The 18,001-nt window shown below is 72.2% G+C and carries 14 protein-coding genes; 5 read left to right on the top strand and 9 right to left on the bottom strand.

What is annotated here, in order from left to right; translation table 11 throughout:
• The first annotated feature begins 73 nt into the window (after window positions 1-73).
• Window positions 74-2,209 (top strand): MMPL family transporter, encoded by a 2,136-nt coding sequence (locus tag BJ958_RS25790; protein ID WP_179729620.1) that lies wholly within the window; start codon window positions 74-76, stop codon window positions 2,207-2,209.
• 116 nt (window positions 2,210-2,325) lie between these two features.
• The gene (locus BJ958_RS25785; protein WP_179729619.1) at window positions 2,326-4,926 is read left to right on the top strand and encodes a bifunctional FO biosynthesis protein CofGH; all 2,601 of its coding nucleotides are present in this window, start codon (window positions 2,326-2,328) and stop codon (window positions 4,924-4,926) included.
• Here the strand turns inward: BJ958_RS25785 and BJ958_RS25780 are convergent.
• The 3 genes from BJ958_RS25780 to BJ958_RS25770 are packed head-to-tail and all read right to left on the bottom strand — an operon-like array spanning window position 4,923 to window position 8,109.
• Window positions 4,923-6,197 (bottom strand): ABC transporter permease subunit, encoded by a 1,275-nt coding sequence (locus BJ958_RS25780; protein ID WP_273520271.1) that lies wholly within the window; start codon window positions 6,195-6,197, stop codon window positions 4,923-4,925. The genes BJ958_RS25785 and BJ958_RS25780 overlap by 4 nt on opposite strands.
• Window positions 6,194-7,018, bottom strand: a complete 825-nt coding sequence (locus BJ958_RS25775) for an ATP-binding cassette domain-containing protein (RefSeq protein WP_179729618.1) — start codon at window positions 7,016-7,018, stop codon at window positions 6,194-6,196. Before BJ958_RS25775 ends, BJ958_RS25780 begins: the two co-directional genes overlap by 4 nt.
• Complete coding sequence (locus BJ958_RS25770) at window positions 7,018-8,109, bottom strand: sugar ABC transporter substrate-binding protein (protein WP_179729617.1); 1,092 nt, start codon at window positions 8,107-8,109, stop codon at window positions 7,018-7,020. The genes BJ958_RS25775 and BJ958_RS25770 overlap by 1 nt, the downstream gene beginning before the upstream one ends.
• Before the next feature lie 153 nt (window positions 8,110-8,262).
• Between BJ958_RS25770 and BJ958_RS25765 the strand changes: the two genes are divergently transcribed.
• Window positions 8,263-9,429 (top strand): ROK family transcriptional regulator, encoded by a 1,167-nt coding sequence (locus BJ958_RS25765; protein WP_179729616.1) that lies wholly within the window; start codon window positions 8,263-8,265, stop codon window positions 9,427-9,429.
• Window positions 9,430-9,449: 20 nt separating this feature from the next.
• Here the strand turns inward: BJ958_RS25765 and BJ958_RS25760 are convergent, their stop codons facing one another.
• Window positions 9,450-10,055: a DUF4126 family protein gene (locus tag BJ958_RS25760; protein ID WP_179729615.1), complete on the bottom strand. Its 606-nt coding sequence runs from the start codon at window positions 10,053-10,055 to the stop codon at window positions 9,450-9,452.
• 43 nt (window positions 10,056-10,098) lie between these two features.
• Between BJ958_RS25760 and BJ958_RS25755 the strand changes: the two genes are divergently transcribed.
• Together BJ958_RS25755 and BJ958_RS25750 are read left to right on the top strand one after the other, a co-directional pair.
• A complete protein-coding gene (locus BJ958_RS25755; RefSeq protein ID WP_179729614.1) occupies window positions 10,099-10,539 on the top strand; it encodes a DUF5709 domain-containing protein in 441 nt (146 codons plus the stop codon).
• Between the two features lie 89 nt (window positions 10,540-10,628).
• Complete coding sequence (locus BJ958_RS25750; protein ID WP_174245237.1) at window positions 10,629-10,772, top strand: GPGG-motif small membrane protein; 144 nt, start codon at window positions 10,629-10,631, stop codon at window positions 10,770-10,772.
• A 147-nt stretch (window positions 10,773-10,919) separates the two neighbouring features.
• Here BJ958_RS25750 and BJ958_RS25745 read toward each other — a convergent pair whose 3' ends face one another.
• From BJ958_RS25745 to guaA, 5 genes are all read right to left on the bottom strand, one after another.
• Window positions 10,920-12,020, bottom strand: coding sequence for an FAD-dependent oxidoreductase (locus BJ958_RS25745; protein ID WP_179729613.1), 1,101 nt, complete (start codon window positions 12,018-12,020; stop codon window positions 10,920-10,922).
• Window positions 12,017-12,904, bottom strand: coding sequence for a DUF1295 domain-containing protein (locus BJ958_RS25740; protein WP_179729612.1), 888 nt, complete (start codon window positions 12,902-12,904; stop codon window positions 12,017-12,019). The genes BJ958_RS25745 and BJ958_RS25740 overlap by 4 nt, the downstream gene beginning before the upstream one ends.
• On the bottom strand, window positions 12,901-15,507 hold the full coding sequence (locus tag BJ958_RS25735; RefSeq protein ID WP_179729611.1) for an EAL domain-containing protein: 2,607 nt from the start codon (window positions 15,505-15,507) through the stop codon (window positions 12,901-12,903). Before BJ958_RS25735 ends, BJ958_RS25740 begins: the two co-directional genes overlap by 4 nt.
• Before the next feature lie 139 nt (window positions 15,508-15,646).
• Window positions 15,647-16,066 (bottom strand): hypothetical protein, encoded by a 420-nt coding sequence (locus BJ958_RS25730; RefSeq protein ID WP_179729610.1) that lies wholly within the window; start codon window positions 16,064-16,066, stop codon window positions 15,647-15,649.
• Window positions 16,067-16,137: 71 nt separating this feature from the next.
• Entirely contained in the window at window positions 16,138-17,721 is a 1,584-nt protein-coding gene (gene guaA, locus BJ958_RS25725; protein WP_179729609.1) for a glutamine-hydrolyzing GMP synthase, read from the bottom strand.
• Window positions 17,722-18,001: the final 280 nt, after the last annotated feature.

The raw sequence follows: 18,001 nt of genomic DNA, 5'->3' as shown, positions 1-18,001 counted from the left end.
CCGGGGTGATCTCAGGGTCATCACGGAGAAATCCCCGATGCCGATGTCGGTCCTCACTGGAAGAGTTCCTCACATGCACCGTCAGATCGCCGGCAAGCTGACCGGCCCCGTCACCAAGTGGATCGTCCTCGTCGCGGTCATCGTGATCGCCGGCGGCCTGGCCTCCCTGGCAGGCAAGCTCATCGACGTCCAGAACAACGAGACGGAGTCCTGGCTGCCCGAGAGCGCCGAGTCCACCAAGGCCTTCGAGAAGCTCGAGGCGTTCCAGGACCCCTACGACGTCGGCACGACCGTCGTCTACTACCGCGCGTCCGGCCTCACCCAGGCCGACCTCGCGGACATCGAGAAGCAGGCCGGAGAGATCGGCGAGCTCGACGGCGTCAGCAACGTGCTCACCCCCGAGGGGGCGAAGGCCGCCGGCATCCCGGCGCCCTTCGTGTCCGAGGACGGCAAGGTCGCCAAGCTCGAGTTCACCGTCAACTACGGCGACAAGCTCTGGGAGGAGCTGCCCGACCTCAAGCCCAAGATCGACAAGATCATCGCGATCGACGGCGTGAAGTCCTACCTGGCCGGCGCGGGTGGCCAGAGCGCCGACGCAGCGACGATCTTCTCCTCGGGCGACAGCAACCTGCTGCTGATCACGCTCGGTGTCGTCGTCCTCATCCTGCTGGTCACCTACCGCAGCCCGATCCTGTGGCTGCTGCCGATCATCACTGCGGTGGTCGGGCTCGGCGCCGCGATGGGCGTGCTCTACCTGCTCGCCAAGAACACCAGCCTCACGGTCAACGGGCAGACGCAGTTCATCCTCACCGTCCTGGTGATCGGCGCGGGCACCGACTACGCCCTGCTGCTGGTGGCGCGCTACCGCGAGGAGCTGAGGCGCCACGAGGACCGGCACGAGGCGATGGCGTTCGCCCTGCACCGCGCCGCCCCGGCGATCCTGGCCAGCTCCGCGACCGTCGTGGTCGGCCTGCTCTGCCTGATGTTCGCCGACCTCAACTCGACCGCCGGCATGGGTCCGGCCAACGCCGTCGGCATCGCGGTCACCTTCGTCGTGATGGTCACCCTGCTGCCCGCTCTGCTGGTGATCTGCGGTCGCTGGGTGTTCTGGCCGTTCGTGCCCCACTTCGGGAGCTCCGAGCCGACGGCCTCCGGCCTGTGGGCGAAGGTCGGCCGGGGCATCGCCCCGCGCCCGCGCGCGGTGTGGGCCGGCACCGCCCTCGTGCTGGCCTTCCTGTGCCTGGGCTTCCTGCGCCTCGACACGGGCGGCATCCCCAGCGACGAGCAGTACACCAAGGACCAGGACTCCGTGATCGGGCAGACGATCCTGGTCGAGCACGGCCTCGTCGACGCCAGCACGCCGATCCAGGTCGTCGCGAACGCCGACCGCGCGGACGACGTCATCGCCGCGATGTCCGGGGTCGACGGCATCTCCACGCCGATCCAGGTCGCGAGCAAGGACGGCACGGCGCTGATCGTCGCCGACCTGACCAGCGACCCCTACTCGGACAAGGCGACCACGGCGGTCAAGGACGTGCGTGCCGCCGTCCACGAGGTGCCCGGTGCCGATGCCCTGACGACCGGCATGACCGCGGTCTCGATCGACATCATGGATGCGTCGGCACGGGACAACAAGGTGATCATCCCGATCGTCCTCGGAGCCGTGCTGCTGATCCTGGCCGGACTGCTGCGCTCGATCCTCTCGCCGGTCCTGCTCATCGGCACCGTGATCCTGTCGTTCGGCGCAGCGCTCGGCATCTCCGGACTGGTCTTCGACCTGGTGTACGGACGCGGGCACACCGATCCGGGCTACCCGCTGTTCGCGTTCGTCTTCCTGGTCGCCCTGGGCATCGACTACAACATCTTCTTGATGACCCGGGTCCGCGAGGAGGCAGCGACCCACGGCACCCGGCGCGGATCGCTGATCGCCCTCTCCTCGACGGGCGGCGTGATCACCTCGGCCGGCCTCGTGCTGGCCGCGACCTTCGCGATGCTGGCCACGATGCCGCTGACGTTCACGCTGCAGCTCGGTACCACCGTCGCACTGGGCGTGCTGCTCGACACGTTGATCGTCCGCTCGGTCCTGGTCACCGCGCTGAACCTCGACCTGGGCGGCAAGATCTGGTGGCCGAGCAAGCTCGACCGGGGCGACGCCGCGGTGGCGGGACCCCCGGCGGCCGAGGAGCAGAGGGTGCCGGCGCTCGACTGATCGACCCCCGACCGACCACCGACCGACCACCGATCGTTCGGATCCTGACGGGTGGACGTCCGACCAATGGGTAGAACTTGTTCTACCTCGGGCGTCCACCCGTTACGCTCGTCGTGATGTCCGAGGTGCCCACCCCCCAGCAGGTCCGCCGGGCGCTCGCCCGCGCCGAGCGCGGTGCCGCGCTCGACGTCGCGGAGACGACCGCTCTGCTCGCCGCGACCGGCGCGGAGCTCGACCGGCTGACCGCGGCTGCGGCGAAGGTCCGCGACGCGGGCCTGGTCGCCGCAGGGCGCGCCGGGATCGTGACGTACTCGCCGAAGGTGTTCATCCCGATCACCAGGCTGTGCCGCGACCGGTGCCACTACTGCACCTTCGTGGAGACCCCGACCCAGGCCGCGCGCGAGGGGCGGGCGCCGTACCTGTCCCCCGACGAGATCCTCGACATCGCCCGCCGGGGCGCCCAGCTCGGCTGCCTCGAGGCGCTGTTCACCCTCGGCGACCGCCCGGAGGACCGCTGGCCCGAGGCCCAGGCCTGGCTCGACGAGCAGGGCTACGACTCGACGCTGGCCTACATCCGGGCGATGGCGATCCGGGTGCTGGAGGAGACCGGGCTGCTCCCGCACCTCAACCCCGGCGTGATGTCGTGGGAGGAGCTCAACCGGCTCAAGCCGGTCTCCCCGTCGATGGGGATGATGCTCGAGACCACCTCGCGCCGCCTGTTCGAGACCAGGGGCCTGGCGCACTTCGGCTCGCCCGACAAGGACCCCGAGGTCCGGCTCCGGGTCCTCGAGGACGCCGGGCGCCACGGCATCCCGTTCACCACCGGACTGCTGGTCGGGATCGGCGAGACGCTGAGCGAGCGGGCCGAGACGATCTTCGCGCTGCGCGCGACCTCGCGGGCCTACGGCGCCGTGCAGGAGGTCATCGTCCAGAACTTCCGGGCCAAGCCCGACACCGCGATGCGCCACGTCGACGACCTCGACCTCGCCGAGTACCGCGCGGCGATCGCGGTCACCCGGCTCGTGCTCGGCCCCCGGGCCCGGATCCAGGCGCCGCCCAACCTCGTCGACCTGAGCGAGTGCAAGGCCCTGCTGGACGCCGGGGTCGACGACTGGGGCGGCGTCTCGCCGCTGACCCCGGACCACGTGAACCCCGAGCGCCCGTGGCCCTCGCTCGACCGGCTGCGCTCGATCACCGCGACCTGCGGGTTCGAGCTGCGGCCGCGGCTGACCGTGCACCCGGAGTACGTCGTCGGGTCGCTGCAGCGCGGCGAGGCCTGGATCGACCCGCGGCTGCACGCGCACGTCGCCGCGCTCGCCGGCCCGGACGGGCTGGCGATCCCCGAGGTGCGGCCGAGCGGGCTGCCGTGGCAGGAGCCCGACGGCGGCTTCGAGGCCGACCACGGCCGGGGTCGGACCGACCTGCACGCGGCCATCGACGACGACGGCCCGGCCGGGGGCCGCACCGACGACCGCCGTTCGGACTTCGGGTCGGTCTACGGCGACTGGGCCGCGGTCGGTGAGGCGGCAGCGGTCACCGGGCTGATCGACGGTGCTCCGGCGGTCCTGCACGCCGAGGGCGGCGACGCCCTGCGCGCGGCCGAGGCCGCTGCCGAGTCGGGCCTGGTCGACCTGTCCGACGAGCACGCGCTGACCCTGATGACCGCCGAGGGCGACCTGCTGCGCGAGGTCGTCCGGCTGGCCGACGCGCTGCGCAAGCAGGTCGTGGGCGACGACGTCACCTACGTCGTCAACCGGAACATCAACTTCACCAACGTCTGCTACGTCGGGTGCCGGTTCTGCGCGTTCGCGCAGCGCCGCACCGACGCGGACGCCTACTCGCTGTCGTACGCCGAGGTCGCCGACCGGGCGCAGGAGGCCTGGGACCTCGGCGCCACCGAGGTCTGCATGCAGGGCGGCATCGACCCCGAGCTGCCCGCGTCGGCGTACTTCGACATCGCGGCCGCGGTCAAGCAGCGGGTCCCGGACATGCACGTCCACGCGTTCAGCCCGATGGAGGTCGTCAACGGCACCGCCCGCACCGGCCTGTCGATCGAGGACTTCTTGATCAAGGCCCGCGAGTCCGGCCTCGGATCCCTGCCGGGAACGGCCGCGGAGATCCTCGACGACGAGGTCCGCTGGGTGCTCACGAAGGGCAAGCTGCCCGCGCGGACCTGGATCGAGATCGTCTCCACCGCGCACCGCATCGGGCTGCCCACGACGAGCACGATGATGTACGGCCACGTCGACAACCCGCGGCACTGGGTCGGGCACCTGGGCGTCCTCAAGCAGGTCCAGGACACCGCGGCCGAGAACGGCAGCAGCGGGTTCACCGAGTTCGTGCCGCTCCCGTTCGTGCACACCAGCGCCCCGATCTACCTCGCCGGCGTCGCCCGTCCCGGGCCCACGCTGCGCGACAACCTCGCCGTGCACGCGATGGCCAGGATCCTGCTCCACGGCCGGATCGCCAACATCCAGACCAGCTGGGTCAAGCTCGGCGTCGACGGCACCCGCGCCATGCTCAACGCCGGCGCCAACGACCTCGGCGGCACCCTGATGGAGGAGACCATCTCCCGGATGGCCGGCTCCGAGCACGGCTCCGCCAAGACCGTCGAGGAGCTCACCGAGATCGGCGCCGGCATCGACCGGCCGGTGCGCGAACGCACCACGCTCTACGGTGAGCCCCCCGTGCGGGCGGGTCGCTCGGGCGTGTCCTAGCCTCTGCCGCTGCTGGAGCGGGCGCGGCGGGCCACGGAGTCGATCGCCACCGCGAGCAGCAGCACCGCACCGGTGACGATCAGGCGGACGTCGGAGTCGACGTTCATCAGGTTGAGGCCGGTGCGGATCGCCTGCAGCACGAGGATGCCGAGCAGGGCGGAGTACGCCGAGCCGCGGCCGCCGAAGAGACTGGTGCCGCCGATGACGGCGGCGGCGATCGCCGTGAGGTTCGTGTCCGTCGTACCGCTGGACTGGGAGACCGTCGTGAGCTGGCCGGCGACGAGCACGCCGCCGAGGGCGGCGAAGGTCGAGCAGAGCACGAACACCGAGCCGTAGACCAGGCCGACGCGGATGCCGGCGCGGCGGGCCGCCTCCTCGTTGCCGCCGACGGCGTAGACGTAGCGCCCCCAGCGGGTACGCCGCAGGAGCAGGTCCACGACCACGACCAGGCCCGCGAAGAGCACCGGCAGGTAGCCCCAGCCGCGGTCGATGCCGAGGTAGTAGGTCAGCCAGCCGAGGCCGACCGCCAGGGCCGCCCCCTTGATGATCACCGCGAGCAGGTTGGGCGGGGTGAGGCCGGCAGCGCGCTTCTGGCGGATGCTCCACAGCCGCGAGCCGACGTAGACCGCCACCACGACCGCGACCAGCGCGTAGCCCTGCCCGTCGGACAGGAACTTCTGCCGGGTGAAGACCGGCAGCCCGGAGTCACGAGGCAGGTTGATCGTGCCCTGGTCGCCGAGCACCCAGTAGAGGGCACCCTCGAAGGCGAGCAGGCCCGCCAGGGTGAACACGAAGCTGGGGACGCCGACCCAGACGAAGAGCACGGCGTACCCGGCACCGATGAGGGCACCGAGCGCGATCGCGGCGAGGATCGACAACGCCAGGGACTGCCCGTGGCCGACGAACATGACGGCCGTGGTCGCCGAGGTGAACCCGGAGACCGTGCCGACGCTGAGGTCGATCTCGCCGAGCAGCAGCACGAGCACGATGCCGAGGGCGATGACGCCGAGTGGTGCGGCGTACAGCGTCATGGTCACCAGGCTGCGCGAGGACAGGAACGTCGGCTCCTGGCTGTAGAAGAACACGCAGATCGCGACCAGGCCGAGGACGACCGGCAGCATGCCGAGGTCGCCGCCGCGCAGACGGCCCGCGAGGTGGCGCAGGTAGTCGCCGGGCGAGACGACCCGGACGAGCCGCTCGTCGGTGGCATCGACCGCGGGCGTCTGGCCGGGTGTCTGGCCGGCAGGTTGGTTGGTGAGCTGGTCGGTCACGAGTGGTCCCCCTCGGGGTGGCCGGCGCGGCGGGCGGCGCGCTGGGCGACGACGTTGTCGGACGCGCCGGTGATGGCGGCGACCAGCTGGTCGGTGGTCGCCTCCTCGGTGCGGAACTCCGCGGCGTTGCGACCCAGGCGCAGGACGACGATCCGGTCGGACACCGCCTGCACGTCGGCCATGTTGTGGCTGATCAGGATGACGGCGAGGCCCTGCTCGCGCAGCCGCTCGACGAGGTTGAGCACCTCGGCGGTCTGCGCGACACCCAGCGCGGCGGTCGGCTCGTCGAGCATGACCACCTTCGGGTTGCCGACCAGGGAGCGCGCGATCGCGACGGTCTGCCGCTGGCCGCCGGACAGGCCGGCGACCGGGATCCGCACCGAGGGGATCTTGGCCGACAGGCTGCGCAGCAGCCGCCAGGCCTCCCGCTCCATGGTGACCTCGTTGATGACCGGGCCGAGGTGGTGCTCCTTGCCCAGGAACAGGTTGGCGACGACGTCGAGGTTGTCGCACAGCGCGAGGTCCTGGAACACCGTGGCGATGCCGAGGTGCTGGGCACCCGCCGGGCCGGCGACCGTGACCGGCGACCCGGCGAACTCGATGACCCCGGCGTCGGGCTGGTAGACGCCGGCGATGGTCTTCACCAGCGTCGACTTGCCCGCACCGTTGTCGCCCACGAGGGCGACCACCTCGCCGGCCCGGACGGTCAGCGCGACGTCGGTGAGCGCCTGGACGGCGCCGAAACGCTTGTTGATCCCGGTCAGGGACAGGACGACCTCGCCCGTGCCCCTGACCGCGACCTCGTTCTCGATGACGGACATCAGGAGACGCCGGCCTCCGTGCAGGCCTTCGCGTACTCACCGGTGCAGATCTCCGAGGCCTTGTAGAAGCCGTCGGCGATGATCGTGCTGGCGACGTTCTCCTTGGTGACCACGATCGGCGTGAAGATGTACGACGGCACGCTCTTGTACTCCGACTTCGCGATGCCGGTGTCGGTGGTGCCGGGCACGTCGTCGCCGTGCGCGAGCAGGACGGCCACCTCGGCGGCGGTCTCGGCCTCGATCGGGATCGGCTTGTAGATCGTCATCGTCTGCTCACCCGCGATGATCCGCTGGATCGCGGCGACCTCGGCGTCCTGGCCCGTGATCGGCGGCAGCTTGTCGGCCGCGATGTGGTCGGTCAGTGCGGCGATCACGCCACCGGCCTGACCGTCGTTGGCGGCGTACACGCCTCCGATCTTGGCCGGGTCGTACTTGTTGAGCTGGTCGGTGGTCCACTGCTGGGCGTTCTCCGGGCTCCAGTCCGGGTTGTCGTACTCGGCGAGGATCTTCACCCCACTGCTGTCGAGCACGCTGTGCGCACCCGCCTTGAACTGCGCGGCGTTCGGGTCGCTGGGGGCGCCGTTGAGCATGAGGATGTCGCCCTTGTTGCCCATCGCGTCGACGAGCGCCTGGGCCTGCATCTTGCCGACCGTCTCGTTGTCGAAGGACATGTAGTAGTCGGCGTTCTCGATGAACCGGTCGTAGGCGATGACCGGGACGTCCTGGCCCTTCGCCTCGTCGACCATGCCGGTGGCGCCCTCGCCGTTGACCGGGTCGAGCACGACGACGTCGGCGCCCTGGTCCAGGGCGGTGGTCATCTGCTGGGCCTGCTTGGCCTCGTCCTGGTCGGCGTTGTAGTAGAGCACCTTGCAGTCGCTGCACAGGTCCTTGACCTTCGCCTCGAACAGCGGGCGGTCGTGGGCCTCGTAGCGGGTGGTCTTCGACTCCGGCAGGAGCAGCGCGATGGTGCCTGCCTTGCCACCGTCGCTACCGCCCTTCTCGGCGTCATTGGCGCCGCACGCGCTGAGCGCGACGGCACCGAGGAACAGGGCCGCACCGGCGGCGGCAACTCGACGAGCTGAAGTGGACATGGCTCTCCTCGATCGGACATTGAGCGGTGGTTCGAGTGTTGTGGCTCACACCGTAGACGTCAAGACTTGAACACAAAGTTCGTCATTTCTGGGTTGCATGCTGCTTTGTGGCCATTGCTTGACCATTACGACGAGTGCGTGCACAGTGTCGCCATGACGTCGGAGCGCAGCGACCACGCGCCGGGATCGACCGCGTCGCTGCGCGCGGCGAACCAGCGCCGCGTGCTCGACGTGCTGCGCTCGACCACCGACGGCGAGGCGGCCACGGTGTTCACCCAGGCCGAGCTCGCGCGGGCGACGGGGCTGGCCCGGGCCACGGTGTCGAACATCGTGCGCGACCTCGGGCAGGCCGGGCTGGTCGACACCGAGGCCGGCAGCGGGCGCCGCGGCTCCGCCGTACGCCTCTCGGAGGGGGCCGGCATCGTCGCCGGCGTCGACTTCGGGCACAGCCACCTCGCGGTCGCGATCGGCGACCTCACCGGCCGGGTGCTCGCCGAGGAGCGACGTGCCATCCCACCGGAGTTCCCCCACGAGGAGGCGCTCGCGCTCGCGGTCGCGATGACCGACGAGCTGCGACCCGCCGGGGCGGCCCTGCGCCACGTCGGACTCGGCCTCCCGGCGCCCGTCACCGACGGCGTCGTGCAGAGCGCCGCGATCTTCCCCGGCTGGCGCAACGTGGACGCCCGCACCGTCGGCTCCGAGGCGTTCGGCTCCCCCGTCGACGTCGAGAACGACGCCAACCTCGGCGCCCTCGCCGAGCACCGGATCGGCGAGGGACGCGGCACCGACAGCTCGGTGTTCGTGAAGATCTCCTCCGGTGTCGGTGCCGGCATCATCTTGCGCAACGAGCTGTTCCAGGGCACGGCCGGGAGCGCCGGCGAGATCGGGCACCTGACCTTCGACGAGCAGGGACCCCTGTGCCGCTGCGGCAGCCGCGGCTGCCTGGAGACCTACACCTCCGTGCAGGCCGTCCAGGGCCTGCTCGCCAGCCAGCTCCCCGGCGCCAGCCTCGACGAGATCATCGCGACCGCCGAGACCGGCGACGTCCTGGCCCGCCGGGCCCTCGAGGACGCGGGCCTGCACCTCGGCTGGGGCCTGGCCGCCGTGGTCAACCTGATGAACCCCTCGGTCGTCGTCATCGGCGGCGACATGGCCCGCGCCGGCGAGCTGCTGCTCGAGTCGGTCCGGACCGGCCTGCGGCGCCACGCCCTCGACACGCTCGCGCTCACCCCCGTCGTCGCGAGCCGACTCGGCGAGCGGGCCTCACTGCTGGGTGCCGCGCTGCTCGCCGCGGAGCGGACCGAGCTGCTCGTCGACTGAGCCGACCGGGCCCCGGCCGCTCAGCCGGTCGGCGTGCGCGCCGCGGCCCGCCCCTCGCGCCAGGCGCGGAACCGGGCCCAGCCGCGTCGTACGGTCCGCCAGGCCAGCCAGAGAAGGACCACGCCGGCGAGCAGGAGGAGCGCGGCGATCGACGCCGCGGCGTACGGGTGCTCGACCGCGAAGGCGACCACGGCCAGCACCGCGACGTCCTCGCCGATGCTGAGGCCGATGTTGCTGAACGGCTCGGGCACGGTGTTGACCGCCATCCGCGTGCCGGTCTTGACCGAGTGCGCCGCGAGCGCGCTGCCACCGCCCACCGTGCCGCCGACCAGCTCGCTGATCGAGCCCGAGTCACCGGCGATGAGCACGCCGACCGCACCGCCCACGACCGGCCGGATCAGCGTCGAGACGACGTCCCAGGCGGAGTCGACGTAGGGGATCTTGTCGGCGACGAACTCGAAGGCGTACATGAGCGCGGCGACGGCGAGGACGTCCCAACGCGCCAGCACGTCCGGGACCTCGTCGAAGGAGCCCAGCCGGTCGGCCAGGCCGAGCACCAGCACGACCAGGTAGCTGTTGATCCCGCTGGCCCAGCCCGAGGAGAACGCCAGGGCGAGTGATTCCACGCGCACAGCGTAGGACGCCGGGATGCGGGGGTACCGCAGGCGCATGACGACCAACGAGCCGAACGACGACGAGCAGTACGAGGGCTACAGCGTCGACGACGAGACCCAGCTGCAGCCCGAGGACACCCTGGCCGACGACGACGTCGACGACGAGCTGGACCGCGGGTACTCCCCGCCGGAGAAGTACTCCGCAGCCCAGCGCTACGGCAACACCCCCTGGGAGCAGGCGCATCCGCAACCGCTCGACGCGCGGCTGGCCGAGGAGGAGCCGGACGTCGATCCGGCTGCCGACGAAGATCCCGGCATGGCCACCGACCCCGAGGCGGAGGTGGGCGACGAGCGTGCCGGGCGGCTGGTCGAGCCCGACCAGGGGCTCGGCGACGACGTGGAGAAGGACCTCGTCGCCGAGGACGTGGGCATCGACGGCGCCGCGGCCAGCGCCGAGGAGGCCGCCGTGCACGTCATCGACGAGGACCGGGCCTGATCGACGGCGTGGCAGGCGAACCGTCTGCCCACCGCGGCGCGGGGTACCTCACGTCCGGGCCAGAACGGCCCCGACGAAGGAGGGAAATCGTGGCACTCATCTTGTGGATCCTGGCGGTGATCCTCGTGGTCTCCGGCATCTTCAGCCTGTTCCGGGGTGAGCTGCTCTGGGGGATCGTGCTGATCGTGGTCGGCCTGCTGGTCGGACCCGGTGGGGTCAGCCTCTTCACCTAGGGGACCGCTGGTCAGTGGCGCCGTCGCGTAGCAGGCGGGACTGACCAGCGTCTCCCGAGGCAGCTCCCCTCGGGGTGCGACCTCCAGATCAGGGCTCGGGCGGACGACGTCGTCGTTCGCCCGAGCCCTGCGCAGCGTTCCGGCACGTCAGGGCGACCTCACGCCCCGGTAGATCCCGCGCCGGACGATCCACGGCTGCAGCACCCGGTGCACCGACCAGGCGGGGAACCGGAACGGGTGACCCGACGGCGCGAACACCCGCAGCCCGTCGGCCTCGGGGCCGAGCACCGATCCCCAGCGCCGGCGTGGCGGCTCGTACGCGCGCAGCGGCCGCTCGGCGAGGTGGGCACGGATGTTGGCCGCCAGCAGCCGGTCGGCGCGGTTGCGCGCCGAGGAGCGCAGTGCGTCTGTCGCGGCGACGTCGCCGATCGCGAAGACGCCGTCGGCGCCGGGGACCCGCAACGTCGGCTCGACCCGCACGAAGCCGGCGTCGTCGAGCAGCTCCGGCGGCAGCCAGCCGGTGTTGGGCCGCACCCGTCCGATCGCCCACACCACCGCGTCCGCATCGGTGGCGGCCTGGCCGCTCGCCCAGGCGACCGGACCGGTGGTGATCTCGTCCCCGGCGAAGTCGTCGGGGACGTCGGCCCGGTGGCCCGGACGCAGCACGACCCCTGCCCGGTCGAGCCGACGCCGGGCGACGTCCCAGACCCGGGGGTGGTGCTGGGGCAGTGCCCGCTCCCCCGGGAACGCGAGGGTGACGGACGCGGCCGGCCACCGGGTGGCGGTCTGGAGCGCAGTGCTGACCGCGGCCGCGCCGCCGCCGACCACGAGGATGTCGGCAGCGGCGCCCAGACGCGCGTGGTCGGCGGCGAGCGAGGTGGTCACGTCGGCGTCGGTCTGGAACCCCGGCAGTCGCCAGAAGCCGTTGCTGACGCCGGTGGCGACCACCAGGACGTCGTACCCGATCGAGCGGGGACCGACGGTGACGCTCCCGGCGGCGAGGTCGAGCCCGGTCAGCTCGCCGTGGACCAGCTCGGCGTGGTCGAGGCGGCGGAACCGGTCGAAGCCGATCCGGTAGTCGCGGGCCCACGCCTCCGGACGGGCCAGGCGCAGGCCGAGCTCCTGGCCGCTCACCAGGCCGGGCTTGCTGGAGATGCCCACGACGTCGACGTCTGCGCGGGCCAGGTGGATCGCGGTCAGCAGGCCGCTGTCCCCGAGCCCGGCCACCACGACGCGGGGCCGCCTCACGCCGGCTTCCGCGCCCACGACGGGGGGCGCGGCACCAGCACCGGGACCCGGTCCACGACGTCCTGGTACGACGGCCGCCGCGCCAGGCTGCGCTGCTCCATCATCGGGATGCTGGCGCCGAGGAACATGGCGACCATCGCGACGCCGCCGACCGGCAGCCACCACCAGTCCGCGGGCGAGGCGGCGATGCCGAACAGCGCCAGGCTCCACCAGAAGCAGATCTCGCCGAAGTAGTTCGGGTGTCGCGACCAGCCCCACAGGCCGCGATCCATCACCTGGCCGGGGACCCGCTGCTGCACGAACCGGTGCATCTGCGCGTCGGCGACCAGCTCGAGGAGCACCGCGCCGACGCCGAGGACGAGGGCGAGGCCGTCCAGCCAGCGCAGGCCGGGACCGGGGCGGGTGAGCACGACGTACGCCGGCACCAGGCCGAGGAAGACCTGCAGGGTCGGCACCAGGTGGATGCCGACGAGGTCGGCGAGCAGCTCGAGGCGCCCGGCGCGCTCGCGGACCAGCGGGTAGCGCCAGTCCTCGTGGTGCAGACCGGGGAAGGTGCGCACCCAGTTGGCGGTGAGCCGGACCGCCCACAGCGCGATCACGCCGAGCACCAGCCAGGCGCGGGCGTCGTCGAGGGCGACGTCGGCGGCGAGCCACCACCACAGGGCGAGGTACGGCGGCAGCACGCTCCAGTAGGCGTCGTAGAAGCTGGAGTTGTGGTGGATCCGGCTGGCCACGAAGACCACGAGCGTGGCGAGCAGGTCGGCGATCAGCCCGTCGAGCCACAGCCAGCGGGTGTCGGGTCCCCGGGCGAGCCAGGCGCTGGCGACGCCGAACGCGATGACGTACGCCAGCCCGACCCGGGCCAGCGAGGCTCCCCTGCTCATCGGCGCCGCCGCTTCGCGTCGTACATCCGCACGTCGGCGAGCCGCAGCAGCTCGTCGGCGTCACGCCCGTCGGGGCCGACCGCGGCCGACCCGACGCTGACCCCGACCGGGACGTGCAGGGCGAAGGGGTGTGCGTCGAGGACCTCCTGGACGCGACTGCGCAGGCGCTCGGCGACCACGGTGTGGCTGGTGCGCTCGTCGAGGCGCACGACGAGCACGAACTCGTCGCCGCCGACGCGGGCGACGGTGTCGTCGGGCTGCACGGCGTCGGTCAGCACGTCGGCCACCGCGCACAGCACGCTGTCGCCGGCGGCGTGCCCGAGGTCGTCGTTGACGGACTTGAACCTGTCGAGGTCGAGCATCACCAGGGCGTGCGGCGACCGACCGGGCGCGGACGCCGCGGCGAGTGCCTCCTGCAGCGCGATCCGGTTGGCCACGCCGGTCAGCGGATCGACCCGGCTCTGGGCGCGCAGCCGGTCCTGCTCCTCGCGGTGGGGCGTCACGTCGACGAGGGCGTGCAGCCGCATCGGCTCGCCGTTGGGACCGGTGAGGTCGCGGACCTGGACCTCGACCAGGCGCACGTCGCCGCTACGGGTCACGACGGTCGCGGAGAACGCTCCCCCGTCGGTCGCGGGCTGGTCGCGGGTGGTCAGCCAGCTGCCCACCGTCTGGCCGCGCAGGGTGTGCACCGGTACGCCGAGCAGCTCGGCCGCGGCGACGTTGGCCTGGTGGACCCGGCCCTCGGTGTCGCTGACCAGCACCGGTGTCGGCGTCGCACCGAGGATCGAGGCCAGCCACGCGTTCGACCGGCGCAGGTCGGCCTTGAGCCGCCGGCGCCGGGCGTCGGTCGCCAGCCACAGCAGGACGAGCACGAAGCCGATCCCCACCACCAGCCCGGCGAGCAGCGGGTCGGTGCCGCCGTCGACGGTGCCGACCGCGGCGTCGCGGTCCTGCTCGACGAGCAGCCAGCCGCCGATCGCGGAGACCTCGCTGACCGCCCACAGCCGGTCGCCGTCGCCGGTGGCGTCGGCGGCGCGGCCGCGGAGCAGGCGCGGGTCCTTCGTCATGACGCCGACCTGGCCACCGGAGTCGGCGAGCGTGGTGCCGTGCCGGTCGACGACGGTCACCGCGACGCCGTACTGGCGGAAGATCGCCTCCATCTCGGCCTGGATCCCGGAGAGGGCGAGGGTCGCGACGACGTACCCGCGGATCCGGCCACCCGGGTCGCGCACCGCTGCCGCGACGGCGATCGCCCAGGTGTGGTCGGGCGTCATCAGCTGGTAGGCCTGCGAGACGTACGCCGTGTCGCGACGGCTCGCCGGTCGGTACCACTCGCGGAACGAGAAGTTCTGGCCGACCACCTGCGGGTCGCGCTGCGGCGGCGCGAGGTCGAGCATGGTGCCGGAGGCGTCGTACAGCGAGGTGTTGTAGGCATTGGTCGTCGCCGAGCCGAGCGCGGCGAGCGCGAGGTCCATCTGGTCCGGGTCGCCGCTGACCACGGCCCGTCGTACGGCGCCGCTGCGGCTGAACGTCGTGACGGCGTCGGCGAGCCCGCCCAGCCGCAGGTCCACGCCGCGGGCCGCGAGCGAGTCGATCGCCTCGAGCCGGTTCTCCGCCGCGCTGGTCAGGGAGGCGTCGGTGTCGGCGCGGCCCGTGACCACGATCGCGGCCACCAGCACGAGGACCAGGCTGACCAGTCCGGCCAGCACCCGTGGGACCAGCCGCTCCAGCACCGAGGGCTCGGTCGTGCCGGGGACCCTGGTGAGGGCAGGCAGGTCGGCGCGGTCGACCGGGTGGGCCAGGCCGGGTGGGAGCCGGTCCTCCCGCAGGAGGGTGCCCAGCGCCACGGCGTCCAGCGGGCGGCTCATCAAGAAGCCCTGCCCGAACGGGCAGCCCAGCCGGCGCAGCGCCGTGACGTGCTGCGGGCGCTCGATCCCCTCGGCGACGACGTGCACCCCGAGCGAGAGGCAGAAGCGCACCAGCGACTCGGCCATCCGCTCGTGGGGGCCGCCCGAGCCGAGGAACTGCACGAAGGACCGGTCGATCTTCACGCCGTCGACCCGGAACCGGCGCAGGTAGTCGAAGCTCGCGTTGCCGGTGCCGAAGTCGTCGAGGGTGACGTTGCAGCCGAGCGCCGCCAGCTCGGCGAGCACCTGCTCGTGGCCCTGCCCGGTGCGCGAGAGCAGGGTCTCGGTGAGCTCGACGATGACCGCGTCGAGCGGCAGTCCCGCCGCCTCGGTCATCTCGCGGAAGCGCTGCGGCAGCATCGGGTCGTCGAGGTCGGCCGGTGACAGGTTGACCGCCAGGCACAGCCGCTCCCCCGCAGGCAGCCGCCGCCACTGCGCCACCTGGGTCGCGGCCGCGGCGAGCACCATCTCGTCGAGGTGCACGACCAGCCCGGACTCCTCGAGCGGCTCGAGGAAGCCGGCCGGCTCGACCAGCTCCCCGCTGTCGCGGTCGAACAGCCGGGCGAGCGCCTCGACCGCCACGATCTCGCCGGTGCGCAGGTCGTAGCAGGGCTGGTAGTGGACGACGACGTCCCCCTGCTCGAGGGCACGCGCGATCCGCTCCGCAGTCAGTGTCTGCGCAGCACCCGATGCCATGGCGACCTCGCTCCCGGGAACCGCGCGACACCCCTCCCCAAGGCCGGCATGTTTCCCGGCGACCATCGTACGAAGCACCACGGCCGCGCGCGGCGGAATGTCCGCTCTCGCAGTCGGGCGCCGAACACGCTCCCGCGGCTCAGGTGCCCACCTCGGGCTGGTCGCGGGTGTCGGCCGGGTCGGGCTCGTCGAGGAAGCGCACCACGTGGGGCGGCGCCGGGTCACCCAGCGTGTTGAGCGGCGCGTGCGCGATCACCGAGCGCGCCCTGCGTCGTACGACGGAGTCACGCTGCCCCCGCTCGTCGATGAGCACCAGCCTGCGCCCGTGACGCAGCACCGGCGCGGCGGTGATCCCCGCCAGCGACAGCGCGGCCAGGATCGCGGTGGGGTCCTGCCCCTCGGGCACCTCGTAGCCCAGCACGTCGCGATCGCGGCTCGCCAGCTCGTCCTCGCGCGCCATCTCCGCGCGCACCCACGGCACCATCACGAGCACCCCGGCGCACGCGAGCACCGCAGCGATCGCTCCGAACACCATCCACGGCAGACCTGCTCCGCCCATGGCACACCTCCTGCTGCCCACCGGAGGTACCCGCGCGGGGCAGCAGCAACCGGGTCAGCCGACCCGGCGGGTCACTCCCACTCGATGGTGCCCGGCGGCTTCGAGGTGATGTCGACGGTGACCCGGTTGACCTCGGCGACCTCGTTGGTGATCCGGGTCGAGATCTTCTCGAGGACCTCGTAGGGCAGCCGCGCCCAGTCGGCGGTCATGGCGTCCTCGGAGGTGACCGGGCGCAGCACGACCGGGTGGCCGTAGGTGCGGTGGTCGCCCTGGACGCCGACCGAGCGGACGTCGGCGAGCAGCACCACGGGCATCTGCCAGATGTCGCCGTCGAGGCCGGCGGCGGTCATCTCCTCGCGGGCGATCGCGTCGGCCTCGCGCAGGATGTCGAGGCGCTCGCGGTTGACCTCGCCGATGATCCGGATGCCCAGGCCGGGGCCCGGGAAGGGCTGGCGCTGGACGATGACGCTCGGCAGGCCGAGCTGGGCGCCGACGGCGCGGACCTCGTCCTTGAACAGCTCGCGCAGCGGCTCGACCAGCTCGAACTCGAGGTCCTCGGGCAGGCCGCCGACGTTGTGGTGGGACTTGATGGTCGACGTCCCGGCGCCGTGGCCGGACTCGACGATGTCGGGGTAGAGCGTGCCCTGGACGAGGAAGCCCACCTTGCTGCCCTCGGGGGCGCCCTTGACCACCTCCAGCTCGGCGCCCTCGAAGGCGCGGATGAACTCGCGGCCGATGATCTTGCGCTTGGTCTCCGGCTCGGAGACGCCGGCCAGCGCGTCGAGGAACTGCTTCTCGGCGTCGACGATGACCAGCTTGGCGCCCGTCGCGGCGACGAAGTCGCGCTCGATCTGCTCGGTCTCGCCCTTGCGCATCAGGCCGTGGTCGACGTAGACGCAGGTCAGGCGGTCACCGATCGCCTTCTGCACGATCGCCGCGGCGACCGCGGAGTCGACGCCGCCGGACAGGCCGCAGATGGCGCGGCCGTCGGGGCCGATCTGCTCGCGGACGCGGGCGATCTGCTCCTCGGCGATGTTGCCGATGGTCCAGGTCTGGCGGCAGCCGGCGATGTCCCACAGGAAGTGCTCGAGGACCTTCTGGCCGTGCTCGGAGTGCAGCACCTCGGGGTGCCACTGGACGCCGGCCAGGCCGCGGTCGACGTCCTCGAACGCGGCGACCGGGGTGACCTCGGTCGAGGCGAGGACGGCGAAGCCCTCGGGGGCGGCGCTGACCGAGTCGCCGTGGGACATCCACACGTTGTGCTCGGCCGGGATGCCGTTGAGCAGGGTGCCGGCGTGGTGGACGTTGACCCGGGTGCGGCCGTACTCGCGGGCACCGGTCGCCGAGACGGTGCCGCCGAGGTGGGCGGCCATCAGCTGGAAGCCGTAGCACATGCCGAACACGGAGGGACCCGCCGAGAAGATGGCCGGGTCGACCGCCGGGGCGCCGTCCTCGTACACCGACGACGGACCGCCGGACAGGATGATCGCCTTCGGGTTCCGGGCGACCATCTCGGCCACGGACATCGTGTGCGGGACGATCTCGGAGTAGACCCGCGCCTCGCGCACGCGGCGGGCGATCAGCTGGGCGTACTGGGCCCCGAAGTCCACCACCAGGACCAGGTCGTGCTCGGGCTGCGTCTCCTCGGCCGTCATGGGCGAATCGTATCGGCGTCCGCCCGTGGTCCCGAACCGGCGTCGCACCGCGGAAAACGCACCAGGGCCCGGCCGGGGAGGGAGGGTGGCCGGGCCCTGATTGTCCACGCAGCTGATGGACAGTGCCTGGACCGAGCCCGGGCTTCGGGAGGGAGCGTGAATTCCCGGGCTCGTTCAGATCAACGAGGCCGTGAGGGGCGAGTTACGCCGGTCCCGAACAAGTTGGGAAAAGTTCTGGGGCGCTCCCCGGACCGGCCGGAGAGCGCCCCACGAGAGCACA

This window comes from Nocardioides kongjuensis (genome assembly GCF_013409625.1).
GTDB lineage: Bacteria > Actinomycetota > Actinomycetes > Propionibacteriales > Nocardioidaceae > Nocardioides > Nocardioides kongjuensis.
The sequence above is the reverse complement of the archived record's forward strand: the minus strand, read 5'-3'. Positions and strand labels throughout refer to the sequence as shown.

Excerpts from the sequence above, each read along its gene's own strand:
- BJ958_RS25765 (WP_179729616.1), top strand. The coding sequence starts at position 8,263 with ATGACGTCGGAGCGCAGCGACCACGCGCCGGGATCGACCGCGTCGCTG.
- BJ958_RS25730 (WP_179729610.1), bottom strand. The coding sequence starts at position 16,066 with ATGGGCGGAGCAGGTCTGCCGTGGATGGTGTTCGGAGCGATCGCTGCG.
- BJ958_RS25785 (WP_179729619.1), top strand. The coding sequence starts at position 2,326 with ATGTCCGAGGTGCCCACCCCCCAGCAGGTCCGCCGGGCGCTCGCCCGC.
- BJ958_RS25735 (WP_179729611.1), bottom strand. The coding sequence starts at position 15,507 with ATGGCATCGGGTGCTGCGCAGACACTGACTGCGGAGCGGATCGCGCGT.
- BJ958_RS25775 (WP_179729618.1), bottom strand. The coding sequence starts at position 7,018 with ATGTCCGTCATCGAGAACGAGGTCGCGGTCAGGGGCACGGGCGAGGTC.
- BJ958_RS25790 (WP_179729620.1), top strand. The coding sequence starts at position 74 with ATGCACCGTCAGATCGCCGGCAAGCTGACCGGCCCCGTCACCAAGTGG.
- guaA (WP_179729609.1), bottom strand. The coding sequence starts at position 17,721 with ATGACGGCCGAGGAGACGCAGCCCGAGCACGACCTGGTCCTGGTGGTG.
- BJ958_RS25770 (WP_179729617.1), bottom strand. The coding sequence starts at position 8,109 with ATGTCCACTTCAGCTCGTCGAGTTGCCGCCGCCGGTGCGGCCCTGTTC.
- BJ958_RS25740 (WP_179729612.1), bottom strand. The coding sequence starts at position 12,904 with ATGAGCAGGGGAGCCTCGCTGGCCCGGGTCGGGCTGGCGTACGTCATC.
- BJ958_RS25755 (WP_179729614.1), top strand. The coding sequence starts at position 10,099 with ATGACGACCAACGAGCCGAACGACGACGAGCAGTACGAGGGCTACAGC.